22 protein-coding genes are annotated in these 26,276 nt (G+C 63.3%); 8 read left to right on the top strand and 14 right to left on the bottom strand.

Annotated elements, in window-relative coordinates; translation table 11 throughout:
- Window positions 1–45: 45 nt before the first annotated feature.
- Entirely contained in the window at window positions 46–945 is a 900-nt protein-coding gene (locus AC04SI_RS10980; RefSeq protein ID WP_488474212.1) for a LysR family transcriptional regulator, read from the top strand.
- Between the two features lie 48 nt (window positions 946–993).
- A complete protein-coding gene (locus AC04SI_RS10975; RefSeq protein ID WP_404277286.1) occupies window positions 994–3,234 on the top strand; it encodes an AGE family epimerase/isomerase in 2,241 nt (746 codons plus the stop codon).
- 72 nt (window positions 3,235–3,306) lie between these two features.
- On the opposite strand, the gene betB is transcribed toward AC04SI_RS10975, so the two are convergent.
- From betB to betI, 5 genes are read right to left on the bottom strand one after another with little or no spacing between them, the layout of a single operon-like run.
- Entirely contained in the window at window positions 3,307–4,770 is a 1,464-nt protein-coding gene (betB, locus tag AC04SI_RS10970; RefSeq protein ID WP_404277287.1) for a betaine-aldehyde dehydrogenase, read from the bottom strand.
- A gap of 49 nt (window positions 4,771–4,819) precedes the next feature.
- Entirely contained in the window at window positions 4,820–6,472 is a 1,653-nt protein-coding gene (betA, locus tag AC04SI_RS10965) for a choline dehydrogenase (protein ID WP_488474211.1), read from the bottom strand.
- Window positions 6,465–7,466 carry a threonine/serine dehydratase family protein gene (locus AC04SI_RS10960; RefSeq protein WP_404277289.1) on the bottom strand — a complete coding sequence of 334 codons (1,002 nt, stop codon included), beginning with the start codon at window positions 7,464–7,466 and terminating at the stop codon, window positions 6,465–6,467. Before AC04SI_RS10960 ends, betA begins: the two co-directional genes overlap by 8 nt.
- Window positions 7,463–8,986, bottom strand: a complete 1,524-nt coding sequence (gene betC / locus AC04SI_RS10955; RefSeq protein WP_404277290.1) for a choline-sulfatase — start codon at window positions 8,984–8,986, stop codon at window positions 7,463–7,465. The genes AC04SI_RS10960 and betC overlap by 4 nt, the downstream gene beginning before the upstream one ends.
- Window positions 8,983–9,573: a choline-binding transcriptional repressor BetI gene (betI, locus tag AC04SI_RS10950; RefSeq protein ID WP_404277291.1), complete on the bottom strand. Its 591-nt coding sequence runs from the start codon at window positions 9,571–9,573 to the stop codon at window positions 8,983–8,985. The genes betC and betI overlap by 4 nt, the downstream gene beginning before the upstream one ends.
- A gap of 203 nt (window positions 9,574–9,776) precedes the next feature.
- Between betI and AC04SI_RS10945 the strand changes: the two genes are divergently transcribed.
- Both AC04SI_RS10945 and AC04SI_RS10940 read left to right on the top strand, forming a co-directional pair.
- Window positions 9,777–10,943, top strand: a complete 1,167-nt coding sequence (locus AC04SI_RS10945) for an acetyl-CoA acetyltransferase (protein ID WP_404277292.1) — start codon at window positions 9,777–9,779, stop codon at window positions 10,941–10,943.
- 28 nt (window positions 10,944–10,971) lie between these two features.
- Window positions 10,972–11,976 carry an asparaginase gene (locus tag AC04SI_RS10940; protein WP_488474210.1) on the top strand — a complete coding sequence of 335 codons (1,005 nt, stop codon included), beginning with the start codon at window positions 10,972–10,974 and terminating at the stop codon, window positions 11,974–11,976.
- Here the strand turns inward: AC04SI_RS10940 and AC04SI_RS10935 are convergent.
- A complete protein-coding gene (locus tag AC04SI_RS10935; RefSeq protein WP_404277294.1) occupies window positions 11,969–13,345 on the bottom strand; it encodes a TIGR03808 family TAT-translocated repetitive protein in 1,377 nt (458 codons plus the stop codon). The genes AC04SI_RS10940 and AC04SI_RS10935 overlap by 8 nt on opposite strands.
- Window positions 13,346–13,463: 118 nt before the next feature.
- Here AC04SI_RS10935 and greA point away from each other — a divergent pair, with 118 nt between their 5' ends.
- Entirely contained in the window at window positions 13,464–13,937 is a 474-nt protein-coding gene (greA, locus tag AC04SI_RS10930) for a transcription elongation factor GreA (protein WP_192183736.1), read from the top strand.
- On the opposite strand, the gene AC04SI_RS10925 is transcribed toward greA, so the two are convergent.
- The 4 genes from AC04SI_RS10925 to AC04SI_RS10910 all read right to left on the bottom strand — a co-directional run bounded on the left by AC04SI_RS10925 (window position 13,934) and on the right by AC04SI_RS10910 (window position 18,177).
- Window positions 13,934–14,320: a type II toxin-antitoxin system death-on-curing family toxin gene (locus tag AC04SI_RS10925; protein WP_404277295.1), complete on the bottom strand. Its 387-nt coding sequence runs from the start codon at window positions 14,318–14,320 to the stop codon at window positions 13,934–13,936. The genes greA and AC04SI_RS10925 overlap by 4 nt on opposite strands.
- Window positions 14,317–14,547 (bottom strand): AbrB/MazE/SpoVT family DNA-binding domain-containing protein, encoded by a 231-nt coding sequence (locus AC04SI_RS10920; RefSeq protein ID WP_181062136.1) that lies wholly within the window; start codon window positions 14,545–14,547, stop codon window positions 14,317–14,319. Before AC04SI_RS10920 ends, AC04SI_RS10925 begins: the two co-directional genes overlap by 4 nt.
- A gap of 70 nt (window positions 14,548–14,617) precedes the next feature.
- Complete coding sequence (gene scpA, locus AC04SI_RS10915; protein ID WP_404277296.1) at window positions 14,618–16,738, bottom strand: methylmalonyl-CoA mutase; 2,121 nt, start codon at window positions 16,736–16,738, stop codon at window positions 14,618–14,620.
- Window positions 16,735–18,177: a methylmalonyl-CoA mutase subunit beta gene (locus tag AC04SI_RS10910; RefSeq protein ID WP_404277297.1), complete on the bottom strand. Its 1,443-nt coding sequence runs from the start codon at window positions 18,175–18,177 to the stop codon at window positions 16,735–16,737. The genes scpA and AC04SI_RS10910 overlap by 4 nt, the downstream gene beginning before the upstream one ends.
- A 243-nt stretch (window positions 18,178–18,420) precedes the next feature.
- On the opposite strand from AC04SI_RS10910, the gene AC04SI_RS10905 reads away from it, so the two are divergent.
- Window positions 18,421–19,968 carry a helicase HerA-like C-terminal domain-containing protein gene (locus tag AC04SI_RS10905; protein WP_488474209.1) on the top strand — a complete coding sequence of 516 codons (1,548 nt, stop codon included), beginning with the start codon at window positions 18,421–18,423 and terminating at the stop codon, window positions 19,966–19,968.
- A gap of 51 nt (window positions 19,969–20,019) precedes the next feature.
- On the opposite strand, the gene AC04SI_RS10900 is transcribed toward AC04SI_RS10905, so the two are convergent.
- Window positions 20,020–21,066, bottom strand: a complete 1,047-nt coding sequence (locus AC04SI_RS10900) for a Kelch repeat-containing protein (protein WP_404277299.1) — start codon at window positions 21,064–21,066, stop codon at window positions 20,020–20,022.
- A gap of 267 nt (window positions 21,067–21,333) precedes the next feature.
- On the opposite strand from AC04SI_RS10900, the gene AC04SI_RS10895 reads away from it, so the two are divergent.
- Window positions 21,334–22,269, top strand: coding sequence for a LysR substrate-binding domain-containing protein (locus AC04SI_RS10895; RefSeq protein WP_488474208.1), 936 nt, complete (start codon window positions 21,334–21,336; stop codon window positions 22,267–22,269).
- Between the two features lie 59 nt (window positions 22,270–22,328).
- Here AC04SI_RS10895 and AC04SI_RS10890 read toward each other — a convergent pair whose 3' ends face one another.
- Window positions 22,329–23,096: a hypothetical protein gene (locus AC04SI_RS10890; RefSeq protein ID WP_404277301.1), complete on the bottom strand. Its 768-nt coding sequence runs from the start codon at window positions 23,094–23,096 to the stop codon at window positions 22,329–22,331.
- Window positions 23,097–23,152: 56 nt separating this feature from the next.
- A complete protein-coding gene (locus AC04SI_RS10885; RefSeq protein WP_404277302.1) occupies window positions 23,153–23,635 on the bottom strand; it encodes a GlcG/HbpS family heme-binding protein in 483 nt (160 codons plus the stop codon).
- A gap of 505 nt (window positions 23,636–24,140) precedes the next feature.
- On the opposite strand from AC04SI_RS10885, the gene AC04SI_RS10880 reads away from it, so the two are divergent.
- Window positions 24,141–25,148 carry an MBL fold metallo-hydrolase gene (locus AC04SI_RS10880; protein ID WP_488474207.1) on the top strand — a complete coding sequence of 336 codons (1,008 nt, stop codon included), beginning with the start codon at window positions 24,141–24,143 and terminating at the stop codon, window positions 25,146–25,148.
- A gap of 16 nt (window positions 25,149–25,164) precedes the next feature.
- Here AC04SI_RS10880 and AC04SI_RS10875 read toward each other — a convergent pair whose 3' ends face one another.
- Entirely contained in the window at window positions 25,165–26,112 is a 948-nt protein-coding gene (locus AC04SI_RS10875) for a LysR family transcriptional regulator (protein WP_404277304.1), read from the bottom strand.
- Between the last annotated feature and the right edge of the window lie 164 nt (window positions 26,113–26,276).

The following is a 26,276-nucleotide window of genomic DNA, read 5'->3' as shown; positions in this document are numbered from 1 at the left end:
CATAACTGCCTATAATTGAAAAACTTTGTCCCACATTCGGATACAATGCTCGATCTCAACGATATCGTCGTGTTCGCTCGCGTCGTCGAAGCCGGCAGCTTCACCGCTGCCGCGCGCCTGCTCGCCATGCCCAAGACGACGGTCAGCCGGCGCATAGCCGCGCTCGAGCGCGAGGTCGGGGTCCGTCTTCTGCAGCGCACGACACGCAGCCTCAATCTGACGGACGCCGGGCGCCTCTACTATGAGCAGAGCAGCCAGGCGTTGCGGACGCTCGAGGAAGCAAATCTGCGCCTCGCGGAAGCAAGGGCCGAACCTTCCGGCACGATCCGCATTTCAGCACCCGTCGGCTTCGGGGGATATTTCCTCACCGGCGCCGTAGTTGAGTTTCTGGCGATGTATCCAAAGGCCAAGGTCGAGCTCCGCTTGACCGACGACAGGCTCAATCTGGTCGAGGACGGGATCGACCTCGCTTTCCGCACTGGCGTCCTGCAGGATTCGACGCTGATCGCCCGCAAGCTCGGCTCGACCCACAGGCTGCTCTGCGCCAGCCCGGACTATCTCGCGCGTCGCGGAGTGCCGGAAGCACCCACGGATCTCGTCGGCCACGACTGTGTCATCGCGGGTGCCTCGGCTACCGGCGCTCATTGGGTGCTGGAGGGGCCGGACGGTCAGGTGACGGTCGCCGTAGACGGGCGCTTCGCCGCCAACGAGATGCAGGCAGTCGTTGCGGCCACGCTTGCGGGCTTCGGTATCGCCCAATTGCCGCACGGCATGGCCGAGGCGCTCATCAGCGAAGGGCGCATGAAGCGTGTTCTCAAAGATTACACGACGCCGGCCGGCGGGCTGCATGTCCTTTATCCGAGCAGCCGCCACCTTTCGCCGCTGGTCAAGGCTTTCATCGAGCTGGCGGCCGAGCGCATTTCCAATCGGCTAAACACAGCTTAAAGGCATGTGTAGTAAGCAGTCGGCCACAACCTTGAGCGCGAGACCTGAATGAGCGAGCGGATCGTCAGTTTTGTCATGAGCGGCGGCGTCGGGTCGCGGCTCTGGCCGCTGTCGCGCGAGGACAATCCGAAGCAGTTCCATGACCTTTCCGGTCATGGCTCGATGCTGGCCAAGACCTTGCGCCGCCTGACGGCAAGGCCAGATGGCGAGACGCCGATCTTCCTGATCGCCGCCGAGCGTCACGCCGAGCGTGTTCATGCCGATCTCGCCGGCCTCGATCTCGCCGGCGGCGGCCCGCTGTTCGAACCGACCGGCCGCAACACCGCCGCCGCTGTCGCGCTGGCTACGTTGCGCACGCTGTCGGAATTCGGCGACAGCCTGGTGCTGGTGGTGCCGTCCGACCATGAGATTTCCACCACGCGGCAATTCTGGGAGAGCATCGAAGCGGGTGCCGCGGCGGCCAGCGATGGCCGGCTGGTGGTGTTCGGCATCAAGCCCACCCAGCCCGAGACCGGCTACGGCTATATCGAGGTATCGCGCGACAAGGCCGGCATCTTCGACGTGTCGCGCTTCGTCGAAAAGCCCGATCTCGCGACCGCGCAGAGTTATCTCGAGGCCGGAAATTTTTATTGGAACACCGGCATCTTCCTCTTTCGCGCCGGCGCCATGCGCGATGCGTTCGCGGCGTTTGAGCCAAAAATCTGGCAGGCGACAGAAACGGCCTACAAGGCGGCGACATCGGACCTCTCCGGCCTCTACATGCCGCTGGAACTCTACGCGGCCATTCCCTCGACCTCGATCGACTACGCCATCATGGAGCGGGCGACGGGCATCGCCATGGTGCCGGCCGGCTTTCGCTGGAACGACCTTGGCTCCTGGCAGTCGCTGCTCGATGTCGGTCCTTCCGACAGCCAGGGCAATGTCATCGTCGGCGATGTGGTCGCCATCGACTGCGAGAACTCCTACATCCGCAGCGACGGTCGGCTCCTGTCGGCCATCGGCATGAAGGACGTCGCCATTGTCTCGACCGCCGACGCCACCTTCGTCGCCCCGGTCAGCCACAGCCAGCACGTCAAGAAGATCGTCGAACAGTTGGAAAAGTCGGGCCGGCTGGAGACCCGCTTCACGCCAGCGCATGACCGGGTCATTGAAAGCGGCGCCTGGCGGCGGCGTGTTCGTCACTGGCTGTTCGAGGAGACCTTGCCGCTGTGGTCGACATCAGGCGTCGACGAGCGCCATGGCGGCTTCCACGAGGCGCTCGGCTTCGACGCCGCGCCGCTGCTGAAGCCGAAGCGCATGCGTACGCAGGCCAGGCAGGTCTATGCCTTCGCCGTCGCCAAGGCGCGCGGCTGGACCGGCCCGGCCGACCGGCTGATCAGCCACGGCATCGACTTCATGGCCGGCAAGGGCCGCACCGACAGCGGCGGCTGGGTGCGCACTCTGAATGTCGACGGTTCGGTCGCGGATTCCGCCGAGGACGCCTACGATCATTCCTGCGTTCTGCTGGCACTGGCGCACGCCCATATGTCGGGCAATCCCGATGCCTTGCTGCTCGGCGAGGAGACCTTCGCCTTCCTCGATGCCCATCTCGAGGATGAGCGCATGACCGGCTTCCTGGAAACCTCGAGCGGCGAGGGCGAGCGGCGCTCCAACCCGCATATGCACCTGCTCGAGGCCTTCCTCGCCTGGCATCAGGCGACCGGCGAGCGCGCCTATCTGCGCCGCGCGGCGCGCATCATCGACCTCTTCCGCAGCCATTTCTTCGACCCGGAAAGCTGGACGCTGGGCGAATATTTCGACCGGGAATGGAAGCCGTCCACCGGCGAGAAAGGCCAGGGGACCGAACCTGGCCATCATTTCGAATGGGCCTCGCTGCTGGTCGATTTCGCCGCCCGCAGCGGCCAGACCGAGTTGAGCGGCTTTGCCCGAAAACTCTATGCCTCGGCGATCGCCAACGGCCTCAACCGCGCCACCGGCCTGTCCTACGGCGCCGTCTCCAGGCAGGGCCTGCCGCTTGACCTTGTGTCGCGCAGCTGGCCGCAGGCCGAGGCGGTCAAGGCGGCGATCGCGCTGGATGGCTCAGGCGGGCCGGACCTGAAGCCCGAGATCGAAGCCCGCGTCGGTCGTCTGTTCCGCTGGCACATCGACCCGGCGCCGCTCGGCCTCTGGATCGACCGCATCGACGAGCGCGGCCGTTCGCTGGCATCAGACGTGCCGGCCAGTATTTTTTATCATCTGGTTTGCGCGCTGACGCAGTATCTGGATGGGACGGCGGAGAAGGGTAGCTGAGAGGTTGAAGCTGCCGACATCCCTCGCAAGGGGGAGATCGGCTCTCATGTCGGCTTTCGCCAATCGCCAACCTCAATATGGGCTCGCCACATCCCCAGTCTCGACATAAATCGCCTTCAGCTGCGAGTAATGCGCAAGCGCCGCCAGCGAATTCTCCCGCCCGATACCTGACTGCTTGAAGCCGCCGAAGGGGATTTCCACCGGTGTCAGATTGTAGGCGTTGATCCAGCAGGTGCCGGCCTGTAATTCGGCGATGACGCGATGGGCGCGCTGCAGGTCGCGCGTGAAGACGCCGGCGGCAAGCCCGAACTCGGTGTCGTTGGCGCGGTCGATCACCTCGTCCTCGCTGTCGAACTTCAACACGCTCATGACAGGCCCGAAGATTTCTTCACGGGCGATGCGCATCGTATCGGTAACGCCGGTGAACACTGTCGGCTCGACGAAGAAGCCGCCCTGGAAACCCTGCAGCGACGGTACATTGCCGCCGCAGGCAAGCGTTGCGCCATCCTGCTTGCCGATCTCGATATAGCCGACGACCTTTTCGTGTTGCGCTTTGTTGACCAGCGGTCCCATCTGCGTCTCGGGGTCGAGCGGGTCGCCGATGCGGATCTTCTTGGTCCGCTCGACCAGCCTTTCGACGAAGCGGTCGTGGATGCCCTTCTGCACGAAGACGCGCGTGCCGTTAGAGCAGATCTGACCGGTCGAGTAGAAATTGCCGAGCATGGCGCCGCCGATGGCACTTTCGAGATCGGCGTCGTCGAAGACGATCAATGGCGACTTGCCGCCGAGCTCCATCGTGGCATGCTTCATCTTCGAGCCGGCGAGCGACAGCACCTTGCGGCCGGTCGGCACGGAGCCGGTCACCGAGACCTTGGCGACGACATCATGGCCAACGAGGCCGGCGCCGACATCGCCATAGCCCTGCACGACGTTGAACAACCCGTCGGGCAGGCCGGCCTCGGTGTAGATCTCGGCCAGTGCCAGCGCCGACAGCGGTGTGTTCTCCGACGGCTTGAACACCATGGCGTTACCCATGGCGAGCGCCGGCGCAGACTTCCAGCCGGCGATCTGGATCGGGTAGTTCCAGGCGCCGATGCCGACGCAGACGCCGAGCGCCTCGCGCCTGGTGTAGGCGAAGGGTCCACCGAGATCGATGGCCTCGCCATTGAAGGCGGCGACCGCGCCGCCGAAATATTCCAGGCAGTCGGCCGCCGACGGCGCGTCCGCCACCAACGTCTCCTGGATCGCCTTGCCGGTATCTAAAGTCTCGATGCGGGCGAGATCGGCATTGCGTGCGCGCAGAATGTCGGCGGCGCGGCGCAGGATGCGTCCGCGCTCGACAGGCTTCAAACGTGCCCAGGCGGGCTGTGCCGCCCGCGCGGCCTCGATCGCCAGCTCCAGCACGTTGGGCGTCGCCGAATGCAATGTCGCGATCGTCTCGCCGGTGGCCGGATAGATGACCGGCAACGGCGCACCGCGCTCGTCGTCCAGGTAGCGGCCGTTGACATAGTGCGATGCCGTTGGCTGGGCGCGCATGGCTGTTCTCCAATTTACATGCGGATCGTTCAGTCCGCCCGACAATGCTCTATCTGTCCGACACCTGCCAGCGCGGATTGATCCAGGGTTCCTGGTTGGACGGCGCCAGCGGCGTGCGGCCGAGGATGTGGTCGGCGGCCTTCTCGCCGGTCATGATCGACGGCGCATTGAGGTTGCCGTTGGTGACGCGCGGGAAGATCGAGGAATCGGCGACACGCAATCCCTCGACGCCGATGACGCGGCATTCCGGATCGACGACGCTCATTTGATCGTCGGCGCGGCCCATCTTGCAGGTGCCGCAAGGATGGTAGGCGCTCTCGGCGTGATCCCGGATGAAAGCGTCGAGATCCTCGTCCGATTGGACATGGCTGCCAGGCGAAATCTCCTTGCCGCGAAAGCCGTCAAAAGCCTTCTGGCCGAAGATCTCGCGCGTCAGCCTTATGCAGTGGCGGAACTCGGTCCAGTCGTCCGGATGCGACATGTAGTTGAAGCGGATCACCGGCTTCGATTTTGGGTCCGGCGAGCGCAGCGTCACCGAGCCGCGCGACTTCGAGCGCATCGGTCCGACATGCGCCTGGAAGCCGTGCGACTTCGCCGCCGCCTTGCCGTCATAGCGCACCGCCGCCGGGATGAAATGATACTGGATATCAGGATAGTCGACACCGGCCTGCGAGCGCACGAAGGCGGCCGCTTCGAAATGATTGGACGCGCCGAGGCCGGTTTTGAAGAACAGCCACTGCGCGCCGATCAGCGCCTTCGAGAACGGATTGAGCACTGAGTTCAGCGTGATCGGCTTGGTCGATTCCTGCTGGATGTAGAGCTCCATATGATCCTGCAGGTTGCGGCCAACGCCAGACCTGTCGGCCACGACCTGTATACCGTTTTCCTGAAGATGCGCGCCCGGGCCGATGCCGGACAGCATCAGGATCTTGGGCGAATTGATCGAGGAAGCGGCGACGATCACTTCACGTCGCGCCTTAACGACCTGAATCTGTTTGTGAGCTTCGATCTCGACGCCAATGGCGCGCTGATTCTCGATGATCACCCGCCGGGCGAAACCCTTGAGCAGGCTAACATTTCTTCGCCTGAGCGCCGGCTTCAGATAGGCGCTTGCCGCCGACCAGCGGCGGCCGCCGCTTATCGTCTGCTCCATCGGCCCGAAGCCTTCCTGCTTGGCGCCGTTGTAGTCGACGGTCAGCTCGAAGCCGGCCTGGCGGCCTGCTTCGACGAAGGCGCCGTAGAGCGGATTGCGTCGCGGCCCGCGCTGCACATGCAGCGGGCCGCTTTTGCCTCGCCAGCCGTCCTCGCCGCCATCCGAGTCCTCCATCCGCTTGAAGTAGGGAAGCACGTCGGCGAAGCCCCAGCCGGTCGCGCCCTCTTCGGCCCAATGGTCGAAGTCGCGCGCATGGCCGCGCACATAGACCATGCCGTTGATCGAGGACGAGCCGCCGATGACCTTGCCGCGCGGCGTCGCCAGCACGCGGCCGCCGAGATGCGGTTCCGGTTCGCTGGCAAAACCCCAGTCGTAGAGGCTCATGTTGAGCGGGATCGACAGTGCCGACGGCATCTGGATCAGCGGCCCGAGATCGGTGCCGCCAAACTCGACGACGATCACCGAATGCTTGCCGTCTTCCGACAGCCGGTAGGCCATGGCCGAGCCGGCCGAGCCGGAGCCGATGATGACGAAATCTGCTTCAAGCATGGTTCATATGCGCCATGAAATCGGCGAGCGAGACATTGCCGCCGGTAGCCACAACAAGGACGGTTTTGCCCGCCACATCCACCTTGCCGCCGAGCAGTGCCGCGAGCGACGCAGCGCCCGACGGTTCGAGCACGAGCTTCATCCGCTCGAAGGCGATCCGCATTGCGTTGCGCACCGACGCGTCGTCGACGGTGATGCCGCGAACGCCAGCCGTCTTGACCGCCGCGAACGGCGCGTCACCCGGCCGCCGCGACATCAGCCCGTCGCAGATCGACTTCGGTCCGATCGGCATCGTCTCGATGGCGCCATGCGCCAGCGACGAGCCCATGCCGTTGAATCCCTCCGGCTCGACGCCGATGATTTCGGTGGCCGGCGACAGATAGTGGAAGGCGAGCGACACACCGCCGATCAGTCCACCGCCGCCGACCGAGCAGAACAGGAGGTCGGCCTTGGTGTCCTTGGCGTCGAGTTGTTCCAGCGCTTCCAGCCCGGCGCCGGCCTGGCCGGCGACGATTTCCGGATCGTCGAAAGGATGCAGCAGCGTGAGGTTTTCGGTCTCGGCGATCTCGCGCGCCTTGGCCGCCGCGACCTCTTCACGGGCCCGCTCGCCATGGTCGGTCAGCACGACGCGCGCGCCGTACCCCGCGGTCGCGTCGCGCTTGGCGGCCGGCGCGTCGATCGGCATGACGATGGCGATGGGGATGCCGAGCGCCTGGCCGGCAGCCGCCAGCCCTTGCGCGAAGTTGCCCGAGGAATAGGCGACGACGCCCTTTTTGGCCTCGTCAGGCGAAAGCCGTTTCAGCCGCCAATAGGCGCCGCGCACCTTGAAGGAACCGGCCCATTGCAGCGATTCCGGCTTGATGAAGACGCGGGCGGCACCCGTCTCGCGGGCAAGTGCGGCCGATTCCAGCAGCGGCGTGATCTGCGTCGCCTTCGAAGTAACAGCATAGGCCTGCTTGAGGTGATCGAGGGAGGGGACGAGAATTGTCATCATTCGCCTCGCGGATACCTTTTGCTCTCTTCGAGATTGTCGAGGTTCATGTGGTTGCGCATGTAGCGCTCCGAGGCCTTTTGCAGCGGCTGGAAATCCCAGGGGTAATAGGCGCCGTTGCGCAGCGCCGGATAGACGACCCAGCGGCGCGCCTGGCTTTCGCGCACGGCGGCGTCGAAACCGGCCATGTCCCAGCGCGCCCGGATCTTGTCCATGAACGCCGCCACCAAGGCCGCATTGGCCGGGTCGGCGGCAAGGTTGTCCCGCTCGAGCGGGTCGGCCTCGAGATCGAACAATTGCGGCGGGTCGAGCTCGCAATGGACGAACTTGTATTGGCCGTCGCGGATCGCCACCAGCGGCGCGTAGGAGCCTTCGGCGGCATACTCGATCAGCGCAGGCGCGGCGCGCTGTCCGCCCTTGGTAAGCGGCAGCAGAGACTGGCCATCGGTCCACGGCGCGATGGCGCCGATGTCGATGCCGGCGAGGTCGCAAAGCGTCGGCGTCACGTCGAGATTGGAGACCGGCGCTTCGACCAGACCGGCCGGCACACCCTTGCCGGCTATCATCAGCGGCACCCGCACTGAGCCTTCGAAGAAGTTCATCTTGAACCACAGGCCGCGCTCGCCGAGCATGTCGCCATGGTCCGAGCAGAACAGGATGACGGTGTCGTCGAGCATGCGCGTGCGCTTGAGGACGTCCAGAAGCTCGCCGAGCTTGTCGTCGACATAGGAGATGTTGGCGAAATAGCCGCGCCGCGAACGGCGCACCTGCTCGCGGGTAATGTCGAAGGAGGGGTAGTCAGAGGCATGATAGAGCCGCTGCGAATGCGCGTCCTGCTCGTCATGCGCGATGAACCCGGTTTCAGGGTCGAGCGCCTGGCAATGTTCGTAGAGATCCCAGTACTGCTTGCGCGCAACGTAAGGGTCGTGCGGGTGCGACAGCGAAACGGTGAGGCACCAGGGTCGATGGGTGGCATCATCCTGCTCGCGCGAGAGCTGGTAGAGCTTCTGCGTGGCCAGGAACACGACCTCGTCGTCATACTCCATCTGGTTGGTGGTCTCGGCGACGCCGGCGCCGGTCACTGAACCCATATTGTGATACCACCAGTCGATGCGCTCGCCGGGCTTGCGGTAATCCGGCGTCCAGCCGAAATCCGCTGGATAGATGTCGGTGGTCAGCCGCTCCTCGAAACCGTGCAACTGATCCGGTCCGACGAAATGCATCTTGCCGGATAGGCAGGTGTAGTAGCCGGCGGCACGCAGATGATGCGCGAAGGTCGGGATGGAAGACGCGAATTCGGCGGCATTGTCATAGACCCCGGTACGCGACGGCAATTGCCCGCTCATGAACGAGGCACGGCCCGGCGCGCAGAGCGGCGAGGCCGTATAGTTGTTGGCAAAGCGCGCCGAGCGGGCGGCAAGCGCCTTCAGATGCGGCACATGCAGGAAGTCGGCCGGTCCGTCCGGGAACAAGGTCCCGTTGAGTTGATCGACCATGACGATGAGGAAATTGGGTCGATTCACTGCGCGCTCCGGCCGTTGAGTTTGGTTTCGAGATAGTCCTCGACCAGTGCGATCGCCGTCGCGGCATCGGGCACGCCGTCCTTCAACGCGCGCCTGATGTATAGCCCGTCGATCAGCGCCGCTGTCGCCTCGGCGACGCGGTCGGCTTCGGTGCGCGGCAGGATGCTGGTCAGCCCGCTCAACAGGTTGGAATGCAGCCGCCGCGCATAGACCTTGAGCAGCCGGCGAAGTGCGGCCGATTTCTGAGCCTCGACATAGAAGGCGAGCCAGGCGGCGATCGTTTCCGGCTGGAACTGGAGATCGGAGAAATTGACCGCGACCACCGCCGAAACACGCTCGCGTGAGGTTTTGGCCGAACCCAGGGCGCGCAAAGTGTCGGCGGTCAGTTCGGCCAGTATGTGCCGCATCGTCGCCAGCAAAAGCTCGTCCTTGGCGCCGAAATAGTGATGGGCAAGTGCCGACGACACGCCGGCGCGGCCGGCGATCTCCGACATGGTCACGTCAAGAGAGCCGCGCTCGCCGATCGCCGAGATCGTCGCGTCGATGAGCGCCTTGCGGCGCAATGGCTCCATTCCGACTTTCGGCATTCTTGTTCCCGGCTCTTTCGCCATGATTATTTTTTATTGACCCGTCAATCAACAAAAAATTGACAGAGCGTGTGCGCTGCACCAAGCGATTGTTCGGTTCCGGCCCTTCACGGATCGACAGAAATGGTTCATGCTTGAACAATGCTTGAACAGCGCGCCGTTGCCTTACGTGCTAAACTGGCGCCGAGGATGGAGACCGCCATATGACCGCATGCATCGTCGGCTGGGCGCATTCGCGCTTCGGCAAGCTCGAAGGCGAGACGCTGGAGGGCCTGATCGTCAAAGTGGCAACGGACGCGCTCGACCACGCCGGCATCGGCCCGGACGATGTCGACGAGATCGTGCTCGGCCATTTCAACGCCGGGTTTTCCGCCCAGGATTTCACCGCAAGCCTGGTGCTGCAGGCCGACGACCGGCTGCGCTTCAAGCCGGCGACCCGGGTCGAGAACGCCTGCGCCACCGGCTCGGCGGCGGTCCGGCAAGGCATTCGCGCCATCGACGCCAATGCCGCCCGCGTGGTGCTGGTGGTCGGCGCCGAGCAGATGACGACGACGCCCGGTCCCGAGATCGGCAAGAACCTGCTCAAGGCATCCTACCTGCCGGAGGACGGCGAGACGCCGGCCGGCTTCGCCGGCGTGTTCGGCAAGATCGCGCAGGCCTATTTCCAGCGCTATGGCGACCAGTCGGACGCACTCGCGATGATTGCCGCCAAGAACCACAAGAACGGCGTCGACAACCCCTATGCGCAGATGCGCAAGGATTTCGGCTACGAATTCTGCCGTCAGGAAAGCGAGAAGAACCCCTTCGTCGCCGGCCCGCTGAAGCGCACCGACTGTTCGCTGGTTTCCGATGGTGCGGCCGCTCTGGTCTTGGCCGACACTTCGACAGCGCTCAAGATGCGCCGCGCGGTCGCCTTCCGCGCCAGCGAGCATGTGCAGGATTTCCTGCCAATGTCGAAGCGCGACATCCTCGCGTTCGAAGGTTGCGAGCAGGCCTGGAACCAGGCGCTGAAAAAGGCCGGCGTGACGCTGGACGACCTCTCCTTCGTCGAGACGCATGACTGCTTCACCATCGCCGAGCTGATAGAATATGAGGCGATGGGCCTGGCCAAGCCGGGCGAGGGCGCGAAACTGGCCCTGGACGGCACCACGGCAAAGGACGGCCGGCTGCCGGTCAACCCCTCCGGTGGGCTTAAGGCTAAGGGCCACCCGATCGGTGCTACCGGCGTGTCGATGCATGTGTTGACCGCCATGCAGCTTGTCGGCGAGGCCGGCGGCATCCAGGTGCCGGGCGCCAAGCTCGGCGGCATTTTCAACATGGGCGGTGCCGCGGTCGCCAACTACGTTTCCATTCTCGACCGGATCAGGTAGAAGCGGCCCGCATTTCGCGGGTGATTTCATGACAAATCCGGTTCTGGTCGAGGTTTTGCGCGGCGCGGTGGTCGAGAGCGGCCATCGCGGTGCGGTCGCCGTGTTCAATGCCGACGGCAAGCCCGTCTGGGAGCTCGGCGACACGGCGCGCCCGGTGTTTCCGCGCTCGGCGGTCAAGGCGATCCAGGCGCTGCCGCTGGTCGAAAGCGGTGCTGCAGACGCCTATGGGTTCGGCGACCGGGAACTGGCGCTCGCCTGCGCCTCGCATTCCGGCGAACCGGCACATGCCGAACTGGCCGACGCGATGCTGGCCAAGGCCGGCCTTGACCGGACCGCACTCGAATGCGGCGCGCACTGGCCGATGGATCATGACGCGACGGTGGCGCTGGCGCGCACCAGCGGCGTACCGAACCCGCTGCACAACAACTGCTCCGGCAAGCATGCCGGCTTCCTCTGCACCTGCGTGCACACCGGCATTGCGCATCGCGGCTACGTCAAGGCGGGCCATGCCTTCCAGGAGTTGGTCCGCGACGCCATGCAGGCGGTGACGGGCGCCGCCCATGATGTCGATCATTGCGGCACAGACGGCTGCTCGATCCCGACCTATGCCGTGCCGCTGAAAAACTTTGCGCTGGGCTTTGCCCGCATGGCGACGGGTGCGGGCCTCGAACCTGTGCGCGCCAAGGCGGCGAAGCGGCTGTTTTCCGCCTGCATGGCCGAGCCTTTTCTCGTCGCCGGCACCGGCAGGGCCGACGTCGCGTTGATGCAGGCCGCGCCCGGCCGCATTTTCGTCAAGACCGGCGCCGAAGGCGTCTACTGTGCGGCAGTTCCCGAACTGGGCCTGGGCATTGCGCTCAAATGCGACGACGGCGCCGGACGTGCCGCCGAAGCCATGACCGCTGCCGTGCTGGCGAAGCTGCTGCGCGCCGATGAGGCGCTGGCGGCAAAGCTGATCGAACAAGCCAATCCGGCCATCGAGAGCCGCATCGGCGTCAAGGTGGGTTCGCTTCGGCCAACGGCGGCGCTCAGCTAACGTGGTTTCGTTCAACCGTCAGATGCGCATAGCCGGCATTGCCCAGTGAGGCGAGGTCACCCGTCGCCGGTTCCGCCCAGCGCTGGCCGATGATGGCGCCGTTTTTCGCGCCGTCGATGACGTTGTCCGAGATAACTGCCGTTCCGGCGCCTTCGACGACTGACACGACGATGCCGGTTCCGGCCTTGCGGATGATGTTTCCGGTCGCCACGACATTGCGCAGATACGACCCCCAGCCGATCTGCATACCGTAGAGCGGTGCGTTCTCGACGACATTGCCAGAGACGGTGGTGTCGGCCTCGACGCTGATGCCGACGCCGAAGCCGGGGGCATCGGCGGGGTAGGGGCCCGTCGTCGAGAGGTTACGCACGATGTTGTTCGAGCACACTCCCAGACGGCCGCCTTCGTTGAAATTGACGATCGAGATGCCGTTGGCCGCGCCATCGATGATGTTGTTGCCGATGATCGCGCCTTCAAAAGAGAATTCGGAATAGAGCGCGGTTTCCCCGGACCGCGAGCAGGTGTTGCCGGTGACCTGCAGGTTGCTCGAACTGTTGGCGCGGATCGCCGAGAAGGCGCAGTCCGAAACGCTGTTGCCCGAAATGGCGACATTGCCGGCGCGGAAGGTGTTGATGCCATTGCCGTTCTGGCCGGTGCCGCCGCTGCGCGCCTGGATGCGCTGGACGCGGTTGCCGCTGACGATGGTGCCGTCCTCCGCCTGCTGCCAGCGATGCACGAGGATGCCGCCATTGCCGCAGTCGGACACGGTGTTGCCCGATATCTCCAGGCCGCCGGCCTCGACCGAATAGATGCCGGCGTCCGCCGCGCCCGATATGTCCGAACGCTCGATGCGGCCGGTCACATGCTCCAGCGCCAGACCGTTCTTGCGGCTGCCGGTGACCTGGCAATTGTCGATCATCAGGTGGGCGACGCGGCGCAGGTCGAGCAGCCCTTGTGCATAGTCGGCCATCCAGCGGTTAGCGCCGTCGAACACCAGCCCGCTGAGATCGATATGCTCAGCCTGCTCGGCCATCATCAGATGGCCGTTGCCGCCATAGACGATCCGCGTTGCGCCCGGCACGCCGGAGAGCCTGACACGGGCTGGAAGCGTCAGATTGGACACGACATAGGTTCCCGGCGGCAGGAACACCGGCATGTCGCGCTCGGTGGCGTCGCGCAGCAGTTTGGCAAAAGCCTTGCTCTGATCGTCGAGCGCACCGGGCTGTACGCCAAGCTCGGTGGCGTCGATCGAGCCGCGCATCGAGGCATTCTCGATGCCAGGCAGGACTTTCGCCGAGACCCTGCTCAGCGCAAGGCCGATGACCGCAAAACCGGCGGTTCCCGTGAGAAGCGTTCGTCTGTTCAACATCGGCACAGATTCCTGGCGTTTGTCGCTCAAGTCGCAGGAAACGTGCCAGGCCGGACCGACCTGGCCGGAACGCAGGCAATGGCTTGTGAAGTCACTGCTACACGCCTAAGTTTGGTTTATGAGCAGGGCCTTCACCCGCGAGGAAGACAGCGAAAACGCCATTGCCGGCATCGGCGAGCGGCCGGTCAGCCAGCACCGCAACCTGGTGACGGAGCGCGGTCTCGCGCTGATAGACTCTGAATTGGCCGAATTGCGCGATGAACTGGCCAAGGCCGAGAAAAGGGCCGACCGCGAGCGCATTGCGCTGGTGTCGCGCGATCTGCGCTACTGGACTGCCCGGCGCGAAAGCGCCGAGCTATCCGTGCCGGAGCCGGGCAGCGACCTGGTTCGTTTCGGCATGGGCGTCACACTGGAAGGCGATGACGGCAGGAAGGTGCACTGGAAGATCGTCGGCGAAGATGAGGCCGACCCGGCCAAGGGTTCGATTTCCCATGTCTCGCCGATGGCCGTAGCGCTGTTCGGCAAGAAGGTCGGCGACGTGGCAAGCGTCAACGGCAAGGAGTGGGAGATCGTCAAGCTCTCGGACAGCTAGTCTTCAAGCTTGACGACATGATCGTGGAAGAACGCTGTCGCGCCCGCTTCATCGATTTCGCTGGCTGCGACCATCATAAGCAACTGGATGATATCCGCCTGCTCAGCTTCTAAGCTCAATCCGTTGAAGTAGAGAAACAAGTCGGCTGCCGCAAAAGCCGTGCGTTTGTTGCCGTCAACGAACGGATGGTTCTTGGCGATGCCGAAAAGATAGGCGGCCGCCAATTCGCAAAGATCGGGCTCGCCGTAGGCCTCTTTCTGCTGCCGTCTGGCGAGCGCTGATTCCAGCATGCCTTCGTCGCCGATACCCGGCGCTCCGCCGTGAAGGCGTAACTGTTCTGCATGCATCGCTTCAACGAATTCCCGCGAATGATGCTCGATCATTTCGCCAGCGCGCGGTAGGCAACCTCGTATTTCTTCATCCGCTCACGCGCGATCTTCATCTTGCGCTCGAATTCCTCGGCAGAGTCCTCAAGGCGGCGCAGCCGGAGCTCCTCGCCCTCCCGAACGACAGCTACCTTATCGCCCGTCTTCAGATTCAGCTGCTCAAGAAGCTCTTTGGGCAGGATCAAGCCGTCGGAATTGCCGATCTTACGAATGGTGGTGTTCATGTTGAAATGTCCTGTTTCAACATCGATTATAACGCAACATGCCGGATGTTGCAACCGGAATTATAACAAGCTACCCCGCCAGCAGTCTGTCCAGCAAACGATCCGCCGCTTCCGGGATGACGGTACCCGGCGGGAAGATTTCCGCCGCACCTGCTTTGAGCACGGCGTCGTAGTCCTGCGGCGGGATGACGCCGCCGGCGACGATCAGCATGTCGCCGCGGCCGAGCTTCTTCAGCGCGCCCTTGAGTTCGGGAATGAGCGTCAGATGTCCCGCCGCCAGCGACGAAGCGCCGACGATATGGACATCCTGCGCGACCGCCAGTTTCGCGATCTCTTCCGGCGTCTGGAACATCGGACCGACCGTGACGTCGAAGCCGAGATCGGCGAAGGCGGTGGCGATGACCTTCTGGCCACGGTCATGACCGTCCTGGCCCATCTTGGCGACCAGAATACGCGGCTTGGCGCCAGCCTTTTTCTCGAAAGCCGCGATCTTGTCCTGCAACCGGTCGACCGCCGGATTGTCGCCAAGCGCATTGCGATAGACGCCGGAGATCGTCTGCACCGAGGCGACATGGCGGCCGAACACCTTTTCCAGCGCCAGTGAAATCTCGCCGACCGTGGCACTTGCGCGCGCAGCGCGGATGGCGAATTCGAGCAGGTTCTCGCCGCTCTCCGCGGCGCGGGTGAGTGCCGCGAGCGCGCTCTCGACCGCGCTGACATCGCGCGTGCCTTTCAGCCGCTGCAGCTTCGACAACTGCCGAGCCCGGACCTCGGCATTGTCGATCTTCAGCACGTCGACCTCGATGTCTTTCTCCGGGCGATGTGCGTTGACGCCGACCAGGGTCTGCTCGCCGGAGTCTATGCGGGCCTGGGTGCGGGCGGCGGCCTCCTCGATGCGCAGTTTTGGGATGCCTTTTTCGATCGCGGCGGCCATGCCGCCAAGGCTTTCGACCTCCTCGATATGGGCAAGCGCGCGCGCCGCCAGATCATGCGTCAGCCGTTCGACAAAGGCCGAGCCACCCCACGGATCGACGATGCGCGTGGTGCCCGATTCCTTCTGCAGGATGAGCTGCGTGTTGCGGGCGATGCGCGCCGAATGGTCGGTCGGCAGCGCCATCGCCTCGTCGAAGGAGTTGGTGTGCAGCGACTGGGTATGGCCCTGCGTGGCCGCCATCGCCTCGATCATGGTGCGGGTGATGTTGTTGTAGGGATCCTGCGCCGTTAGCGACCAGCCGGATGTCTGGCAATGGGTGCGCAGCGACAGCGAGCGCTCGTCCTTCGGCGAAAAATTCTTCTTCATCAGGCTCGACCACAAAAGGCGCGCGGCCCTGAGCTTGGCGACCTCCATGAAGAAGTCCATGCCGACGGCCCAGAAGAAGGAAAGCCGTGGCGCGAAGCGGTCGATGTCGAGGCCGGCGGCGACGCCGGCACGGGCATACTCGATGCCGTCGGCAATCGTGTAGGCGAGCTCGAGGTCGGCGGTCGCTCCCGCCTCCTGCATGTGGTAGCCGGAGATCGAGATCGAATTGAACTTCGGCATATGCTGAGACGTGTAGGAAAAAATGTCCGACACGATCCGCATCGAAGGCTTTGGCGGATAGATGTAGGTGTTGCGCACCATGAACTCTTTCAGAATATCGTTCTGAATGGTTCCCGCGAGATCCTTCGGCGCAACGCCATGTTCTTCCGCCGCCACGATGTAAAGAGCCATGATAGGCAGCACCGCGCCGTTCATGGTCATCGACACCGTCATCTCATTAAGCGGAATACCGTCGAAAAGCTGGCGCATGTCGAGGATGGAATCGATGGCGACGCCCGCCATGCCGACATCGCCGGCGACGCGCGGATGGTCGCTGTCATAGCCGCGATGGGTGGCGAGGTCGAAAGCGACCGAAAGGCCTTTCTGGCCGGCGGCAAGATTGCGCCGATAGAAGGCGTTCGATTCCTCGGCCGTCGAGAAACCGGCATATTGCCGGATCGTCCACGGCTGCTGGACATACATGGTTGGGTAGGGGCCGCGCACGAAGGGTGGCAGGCCGGGATAGGTGTCGAGATGCGGCAATCCTTTGAGATCGCCCTGGCTGTAGAGATGCTTGACCGCAATGCCTTCCGGCGTCAGCCGCTGGCCCTTGACCTCGGCCGGCATGCGCCGTGGCGCCGACCAGCCGATCTGGCTGAAATCCGGGATCATGATCCGGCTCCGATCGACTGATCGATGCGGACCGGAAACAGCGGCTCACACACTGCCACGCCCTCGGTCAGGGCTGGCCGCCGCTCAGCCGGCAGCGTCTCGACCGGACGCTCGGTGCCGGACCGGAAAAGCGTCGTGCCGACGATTGCGCGTTCTCCCGATCGATATGCGGCATTGCGCTTCGCGGACGCGGTCTGGACGCGGTTCTGGATGTATCCCTGCTGCAGGCTGACCAGCACGCCACCCTCCGCCTCGATCCGCTGGAATTCCTCCCAGGCGGCCGCGCACAGATCGGCGGTCAGCGCTTCGACGGCGCCCGAACCGCTCGCCGGATCGGCGACATGGTCGACATGGCTTTCATTGGCCATGATCAGCTGCGTGTTGCGGGCGACGCGACGGGCAAAGCCGGCCGGCAGTCCATGCGCGATCGTATGCGGCAGGACGGAGATTGAATCGGCGCCCCCAGCGGCCGCGGCAAAACCGGCGATCGCGGTGCGCAATATGTTCGTCTCCGGATCGGCCGCGGTCATCATGCGATAGGACGTCTCGGCATGGATGCTGGCCGTCGAGGCCGGGATCGAGCAGGCTTCCTGGATTCGGGCCCACAGCCGGCGCAAGGCGCGGACCTTGGCCATCGACAGGAACTGGTCCTGGTCGACGCTGAGCGCGAAGCCGATATGGGGTGCGGCATAGACCAGCGGCTGGCGCGCCTGCTCGAACATCCTGAGATAGGAGACCGCCGAAGCCAGCATCGTGCCGAGTTCCTGCGCCTCGGTCGCGCCGGCATTGTGGAAGACGCGCCCGTCCGCCTCGAGCAGCACGCCCGGCACGCCCATCGAGAAGAAATGCGCCAGCGATTGCGGCATCGAGGCCTGCAGCGCCTCGATCGACATGCGCAGCCGGCCGGTGCCGGCAAAGATCGCCGCCGGATCGATACCGAAGGACAGATTGAGCTTTGCCGGGTCGGAGCGCCGCTTGCCGAGGAACGCCACCAGCCAGTCGGCCACCGCACGGCTCCAGGGATGGGCATCGATGCGGATCTGGACGCGGTTGAGCGGCACGCCGTCCAAAACCGTTTCCAGCGCTTCGGCCGTCCTCGGCAGGCCGTAGCCAAAAGCGTTCGGCGCGCCTTCGAAAACCAGCGACAGCCCGGTCGCGCCTTGCGCGACATCGTCCAGCGCCTGCGCCTTGGCGCGGCCGATATCCGGATCGTCGATGCGCTGGCTGACAATCCATGGCGCTCTCGGATTTGCCCGCACCAGCGGCTCAGCCGTGACCGAACGCTCGTAAAGCGGCTCGATGCGGATGCCGTCATCGCTATGCGACACCAGCTTGTCCTCGAAGGATCCGCCGGCAAGCGCCTTTTCCGCCAAGGCCAGCCAGCGCTGGCGCTCAACGTTCGGAAGGTCGACATCCATGGTCAAGGCGCCGGCGCCCATTGCATTCCCCGTTTTCTCGGCCGCATCAGCCGGGAGTCCAGTCTAAGGTCCCCGGTTGGATATCACAATGCGGCATCCGTTCCGCCAGTTCCCGGGGATAGCTAACCGATTGCCAAACATGCGCAAAATCCGCAAGTTTCGAAAGGCCAATTTCAATGGCGGCCATTGCCGCTGCACGATAGCGTTACTATAGCTCGGATGAGCCTGACATTTTCGACGGATCAGTTTGCGGAGACCGGACATATGGCTGACGACAAGAGCATTTTCATCGGCGCCAGCCGCAAGCCCGACGACAGCTATCAGCGCGCCGAGCAGCTTCTGCTGCAATACGGCAATCGCCATGGCCTGATCACCGGCGCAACCGGCACCGGCAAGACGGTTAGCCTGCAGATCCTGGCCGAGGGCTTTTCCAACGCCGGCGTGCCGGTGTTCTGCGCCGATATCAAGGGCGACCTGTCGGGCATCGCCATGATGGGCACGGCGCAGGATTTCCTGGTCAAGCGGGCCGAGCAGGTCAAGCTCGATCCCTATGATTTCCAGGAATTCCCGGTCATCTTCTGGGACCTGTTCGGCGAGCAGGGCCACCCGATCCGCGCCACCGTCTCGGAAATGGGGCCGCTGCTCTTGTCGCGGCTGATGAACCTTTCCGAGGCGCAGGAGGGCATCATGAACATCGCCTTCCGCATCGCCGATGAGGACGGCCTGCTGCTGCTCGACCTGAAGGACCTGCAGGCGCTGCTTGCCAACATCGCCGAGCGCGCCGACGAGATCGGCTCCCGCTACGGCAATGTGACCAAGCCGTCGGTCGGCGCCATCCAGCGCACGCTGCTGGTGCTGGAGCAGCAGGGGGCGGCGAACTTCTTCGGCGAGCCGGCGCTGCACATCGCCGACATCATGCGCACCACGCGCGACGGGCGCGGCGCCATCAGCGTGTTGGCCGCCGACAAGCTGATGATGAACCCCAGGCTCTACGCCACCTTCCTGCTCTGGCTGATGTCGGAACTGTTCGAGGAACTGCCCGAAGTCGGCGATCCCGAAAGGCCGAAGCTGGTGTTCTTCTTCGACGAGGCGCATCTCCTGTTCGAGGACGCGCCGAAGGTGCTGGTCGACCGGGTCGAGCAGGTGGTCCGCCTGATCCGCTCCAAGGGTGTCGGCGTCTATTTCGTCACCCAGAACCCGCTCGATATCCCCGAAACCGTGCTCGCCCAGCTCGGCAACCGCGTCCAACATGCGCTGCGCGCCTATACGCCGCGCGAGCAGAAGGCGGTCAGGACCGCCGCCGATACATTCCGCCCCAATCCCGATTTCGACTGCGCCACGGCGATCACACAGCTCGGCACCGGCGAGGCGCTGGTCTCGACGCTGGAAACCAAGGGCGTGCCGTCCATGGTGCAGCGGACGCTGATCCGCCCGCCGTCGTCCAGGCTGGGTCCGATCACGCCCGACGAGCGCCGCCAACTGATCGGCGAGAGCCCGGTCTCCGGCCAGTACGACCGGACCGTCGATCGCGAATCGGCCTTCGAGATGCTGCAGAAGAAGGCCAAGGAGGCGCAGGAGGCGGAAGAGCAGGCGCAGCAGGCCGACAGCGGCCGCTCGCGCTGGACCATTCCCGGCTTCGGCAATGACGACCCCGCGCCGCAGCCAGGCGGCCGCCGCGCACCGGCGCCACGGCCGTCCAACCGCCAGACCGTGGCCGAAGCCGCGATCAAATCGGTGGTGCGCTCAGTGGGTTCGTCGGTCGGACGGGCGATCGTGCGCGGGATTTTGGGAAGCCTCGCCAGGGGGCGCTGAACTGCATCGACCTAAAGCCCGCATATCGATCGGGATCGGCATTGAATTGAACTACTTGGGCACGGTGTAGAACTCGTGGGTGTTCATCTGAGCATTGATCCCAGGCATGCCGTCGGACTGGAAGGAGCCACCAGCGACATGGAACTCGTTGCCAATGAAACCGGCTACGAAGCCGTGGCGGGCAATCTGCATATGCGGTAGGGTCTGCCACGTGTCGGTTGCGGGATCGTAGGCCTCGAAGGCCCAGAATGTGCGCTTGCCTGCCGGGTCCTGGTACTCGCCACCCGTCACATAGATCTTTCCACCATAGGCACTGCCCGACACCCCGCCCCGCGGCGTGGGGGAACGGCCCTTGTAGGTCCAGGAATCGGATTTGGGATCGTACTCCTCGACCAGATCGGTGACGTCGCTCTTGGTCACGAAGGGCAGACCAATTCGACCGTCAATCGCATAAATTTTTCCACCGACAGCAGCGGCGAGAAAGTGATTGCGGCCGGTCTGCATGGGAGATCGGCTTGTCCAAGTGTTGGATGCGGGGTCGTAGACCTCGACAGTCCTGCCGACGATGTTGGGAACGTCGGCCCAAAGGGGCTCCTTCATGTCACGGCCATGTTCATGGGCATGTGCGCCGCCGACCACGTAGATTTTTCCGTCGAGCACCACAGCCGCTGCCGCTCCGCGGGCAGTTGGCATAGGTGGAAGCCTGGACCAGCCGTCGGTCTTCGGATCGTAGACAAAAGCATCAGCTGTCGGTTGCCATTCTTTGGTGCCCGGCTCTCCGACGAAACCACCGAACACGTACACTTTGCCGTCGTAAGCTACAGTTGCAGTATGATGGGCCGGCTCAGGCATTGCCGCCCTCTTCGACCAGGCCTTCGTATTTTCGTCATACATCACGACCGTGCCGACGGGCATAACCTCCGGCACGTCGATGCCGCCAATGACTAACCACTGATTGCCAACCACAGCGCTGGAATTCTCGCTCTGAGGCTCAGGCATCGGCGTTCCCATCTGCCACGTGCCATCCTGGGCGAACGCTGGCGCAAGATTGAGTGCCAGACTTATCATCGCAGCGGAAACCAGCAATTTCGTCTTCATAGGAAGCTCCTTGGTTGCGGTTAGGCGCCGACCCGGAGTTGCCTGAACGCCTTCGTCTCGCAACAGGAGGTAACTGAACGTATGAACAGGTAGAATTATCGATTACGGAATGGGCTCTTTGGGCCCGCCAAACAATGTGATGCTCAACCTTGCTATTCCGAAGCGGCCTTGTCAGAGCTTCGGCCGCGACGCCGCGCCGGTCGGGAAATTGAAGCTTGAGCACTTACCGAACCGTCAATCGACGGCAGGCCCTAGCGAGGAGGACAAATGCACAAGCCAGAACTGCGGGAGCTCATCGCCTTCGCGGAGGCCGCTCGGCAATTGAACTTTACCAGGGCCGCCGCCGCACTGGGGGTGTCGCTACCCAGCTTCAGCCAAACGCTGAGGGGTCTGGAAGAGAAGCTCGGCGTGAGACTGCTCACACGAACCACCCGTAGCGTGTCGCTGACCGCGGCGGGCGAAGAGCTTCTTACCAACATAGGCCCGATATTGAGCGGACTGGACAGTGTCCTCGACGGATTGAACAAGTTCCGTAGCGCTACGGGCGGGAAACTGAGAATTCTGGGTTCACGGACGGCAACAACTGTCCTGATAGCCCCTCTTATCGGCCGCTTCCTTGCAAGGCACCCCGAAATTGAGTTCGAAATCCTTGTCGAGGATCTTCACCTTGATCTGGTGGAACACCGCATCGACGCGGGCATTCAGGTCGGAGAACGCATCGAGAAGGATATGATCGCCGTCCGGATCGCCGAACCTTTCAACGAACTTCTTTTTGCTGCGAAAGACTACCTGCTGGCTCATGGCGAGCCCAGCGCGCCCGGCGCGCTCGTGGATCACCGGTGCGTTCGCCTTCGATCCCCGTGGGACGGCACGATCCAGCCCTGGACCCTCTACAAGGGGGATGAGAAGGCCGAACCCGCCACCGGCACGCATGTCGTGGCCAACGATCTTCGTGCGGTTGCCAGTGCAATTGCCGGAGGCGCCGGAATCGGCCTGGTGCCAGCCGTTCTACTGCAGGAACAGCTGCGATCGGGACGCGTCGTGACTGTCCTCGAGGGGTGGGGTTCCCCGATCTCCGGGATCTACTTGTACTATCCCAGCCGCCGACAGATACCTGCAGCCCTTGCTGCCTTCATAACGTTCATGAAGCAGAATCGACCCGCGCTACATGTGCCTGCAAACGGAAAGCCGCAGGCGCAGTAGAAACCTTGGAGGGCAGCGGCAACCTGTTGGGTGGCCGCCGCCCCCAAAGAAAGCGGAGTTCAGGGTTGCGGAACAAGGATGTCGCGGGAATAGACAGGCAACGATACGACCGAGACAAGGCTCTCGCTGCCGTCGAAGATCGCGGTCAACTTTCTGCCTTCGGCCTTCAAGGACAGGCTGCGGAGATGGTTTGCGTCGCCGGACTTCACAACGTCAGTAGCCTCCTTGTAGCGATAGATGCGCGAGAATTCTGGCTTGAGCTGCGAGTAGACGTGACTGTCGCCCTTCTCCAGGGTCATCGGGCCACGTTCGAATTCCGTTTGCAGTGAAACCTTCTCACCGCTGCCTTCGAAGTTCCAGTTCTCGCTCACCGTCGTCGGGCTCGAGTTATAGTGAACCCCACGATTGACGTCGTCTTTGGCCGTTTCGGCAATGCCGTAAGGACCGGCTCCACCGCGCGAAAGGCCATCGAACAACATCAGCACGTTCTCACTGCTTCCCGTCTTGTGAACAGGGATGCCGAAAAGCACGTAGCGGTACGGAGCTCCGACTGTACCCTTGGGATCCACCGCATAGAGCTGGTCCACAAATTCCACCTGGAGGTTGGCGCCGGCGGAAGGTGCTGTTGTAAACGGGCTGAGTTCCCAGCCTGCTGGCAGGAATCTGGAGAGCGCAGCCGTCGAAGCCTTGTAGTAGAGAACCGTGCGGACATCGGAATTGCTTCCGCTATAAAGCTCGGCGGCGTTTACGAGCGAAGGCAATGCAAGCGAAATGGTGAGCGCGGCGGCCGCGGCAAGACGGTTACCCAGCGATTTGAGATGCATCATGTCAATGGTTCCTTTGGAGTGCGGCAGCTCCGTCCGGAGCCGTCGCTGAACGAGGATCAAAAGCCGGCAAGGCCGGCCTTGGCGCACTGCTCGTCCTGCGCGCCCGTGCCGCCGCTAGCCGAGATCGCACCGACGATCTTGCCGTCCTTCATGACCGGAATGCCGCCAGGCGCTGCGATGACGTGATCCATGTTCAGCATGAATGGACCCATCTTGGCCGTGACGTCGAAGAAGTCGCGTGTCGGACGCTTGTAGACGGCTGCCGAAGTTGCTTTGTCCAAGGCGATCTGGGCGCTCGCCACCTCGGTGTTATCTGCCTTTTCGTAATAGACCAGGGCGCCGTGCGTATCGACGACGGCGATGGCCATGAGCCACTTGTTGGCTGCGCATTCCTTGATAGCGCCGGCGGCAACCTGCTTGGCCTCCGACAGAGTGATGTCGGGACCATAAACATCAGCGTCGCTGGCAAATGCTAAGGTGGTAACCGAGAGAAAGCCAATGGCTGCTGCTGCGGCCGCGGCCCATTTTGACATAGACATATTTGAACCTTTCGTTGGTCATGCGACCTTGTTTCGTCGAGACGAAGCGAAGGTCGTTGCCGCTTCACGAGAAGACCTGACGGGCGCTCATCAATCATTGGTAGATCTGAGAGTGAATGCCGTTGGTCACTGGACATGGATATTCCTGGCCGTCCCGCGAATGAATGACGAATTCCGAAATGGAGTATTTGGGGATGTGAAAGAATGGGTTTGCACGGACAATGACGCGGCCGATAGGCGGCACACGAACGCGATGAATTGCGCCCAACGCAAGCCGCCTGGTGCGCGACGGTTAAGCCGCCGTTATTCAACGGAGTTATGATGCTGCCCCTAAACTCTGAATTGGACGGGGCTGGCCATCTCGGCAACGGTACGCCCGCAACAGCCCGGCCGAGGCGTGCAGAACTTCGGCGAGTGAGCAGCGAGGCGGAAGTCCAGCTGCAGTGCCCCGACAAACGCAAACAGAGGTCCGAGAATGGTCGCTCCCCGGATGCCGCTCGATCGCTTGTTCGACGACACCAAAGGCTCTGTCCAGCTGCCCAGCGGCGACGCCGTCAATCCTACCCGTCGCGCCTTTTTGGCAGCTGGCTGTCTTTGCCTGGCCTGCGGTTTTGCGACGCCTCTGCTCGCAGATGCGCCCATGGTGAAAAGCCAGGCACCCGGGTTCTATCGCCTGGCGGTCGGCGATTTTGAGATAACGGCGCTGTCCGACGGCAGCAATATGCTCCCTGCCACGAAGTTGCTGCAGGGCGACCCGGCTCGGATCGAAGAAGCCCTGAAACGCAACTATCTCGGCGACCTTGTCGAGACCTCGCACAATTCCTTCCTCGTGAATACCGGAGCCAAGCTGGTCTTGATCGACGCTGGTGCAGGCACGCTATTGGGGCCAACGACGGGCCATCTACTCAGCAATTTGCGCGCCTCGGGTTATCGGCCGGAGCAGGTCGACGAGCTCTACCTTACACATCTGCACACGGATCACGTTGGCGGTCTCATGGCCGAGGGCCAGAGGGCTTTTCCCAACGCGATTGTGCGTGTCGAGAAGCGGGACACCGATTACTGGCTAAGCGAGGCAAATATGCGCGCTGCTCCGGCTGAAGCGAAGCGGTTCTTTCAGGGCGCCATCGCATCGATTACGCCATATATGCGAGCCGGCAAGCTCGCCGTTTTCGAAGGCAACACCGATCTCGTGCCGGGTGTGCGCGCGCAAACAGCCTATGGCCACACGCCCGGACACACCATGTACGTGGTCGAGAGCAAGGGCGAGAAAATAGTGCTGTGGGGCGATGTCGTGCACGTCGCCGCCGTACAGTTCAAAGACCCTTCCGTCACGATCCAGTACGATGCGGACGCATCCGAGGCCGAACGCGTGCACCAACTCGCATTCGCGGATGCGGCAGAAAATGGCTACATCGTGGGCGGTGCGCACATATCGTTTCCTGGGCTGGGCCATGTGCGACGCGAGGCCGAGAACGCCTACACCTACGTGCCCCTAAATTACGAACAGGGATAGGCCTCCATAAGCCAGACTATGTTTGCGTAGCTGGGGCAGCATCTTCAGTCGGCGGGCCGTCGAAGCGCGATCCGCAGACATCTCCTACCAGCGAACGAAACCATTGGTGGGCAGGGTGGGTGTGCAATCGTTCGTGCCAGATCAGCTTGTAGAGCAACTTCTCTGTCTCGAAGGGCAAGTCTCGCGCCACCAGCTGTCGCTCGGCAGCAATGGTGCGCCAGGGTCCGTTGAAGAAGCCCAGCGGCACGCAAGTCAGAAGGTCGCTGCGGGAGACGATCCTCAGCGCGTCGGCAAAGTGATTGACGACGACGGCGATCGTCCTTGTCCGCCCCGTCAGGCCGAGCCAGCCATCCACCAATCCCAGTTCCAGACCGGATGGGGTTACCAGAACATGCGCCGCGGCGGTGAACTGATCGAGCGTTAGTCCGTCGGCAAATTCGTGCCCGCTGCGCATGACGCAGACATAGCGATCCGTCCGCAGGCTTTGCACATGCACATCTCTTGGCAGCGAGGCAAACATGCCGACGGCGCAATCAAGCGTACCGCGGTCGATCCCTTCCAGAGAGCTTTCATGGGTATGAACCGCAAAGGAAACGCGGGCGCGTGGGGACGCCGCCTGCAACGTCAGCGTGATTGAGCTGACACCTTCCATGGCGAGACTGTCGGTGACGGCAATTCGAAAACTGGTCGCATCCGATGCGGGATCGAAATCGTCCGGCGCGAAAGAGGCGCGGATTGCCGTAAGCGAGCGATGCAGTTCGGGCCACATCGCGACCATGCGGGCCGTCGGCTGGACACCAATCGCTGTCTTGAGGAAGAGCTGATCCTTCGTCAGCTTGCGGGCGCGGCGCAATGCATTGCTGACCGCCGGCTGGCTCATTGCCAGGCTCGAGGCCGCACGCGTCACGTTCCTTTCCAGCATGATAGCCTCGAGGACTGCGATCAGGTTCAGATCGAGGCGCACGTTATTCACCCAGGAAATGACGCTTGTGTCTAATTCTAAATTGGACGCACTGCCCGCGGCAAGCAATCCTGTTTCGAACGAGCCACCGAACGCATGCGAGTGAATGCGCGCACCTCGCAACTGGTGCTAAAAGCTCCGCCCAAAACAGAGGATACGCCATGAAT

This window comes from Mesorhizobium sp. CNPSo 4689, assembly GCF_057784325.1.
Note: the sequence above shows the minus strand (reverse complement) of the source record. Positions and strands in the feature narration are given on the sequence as shown.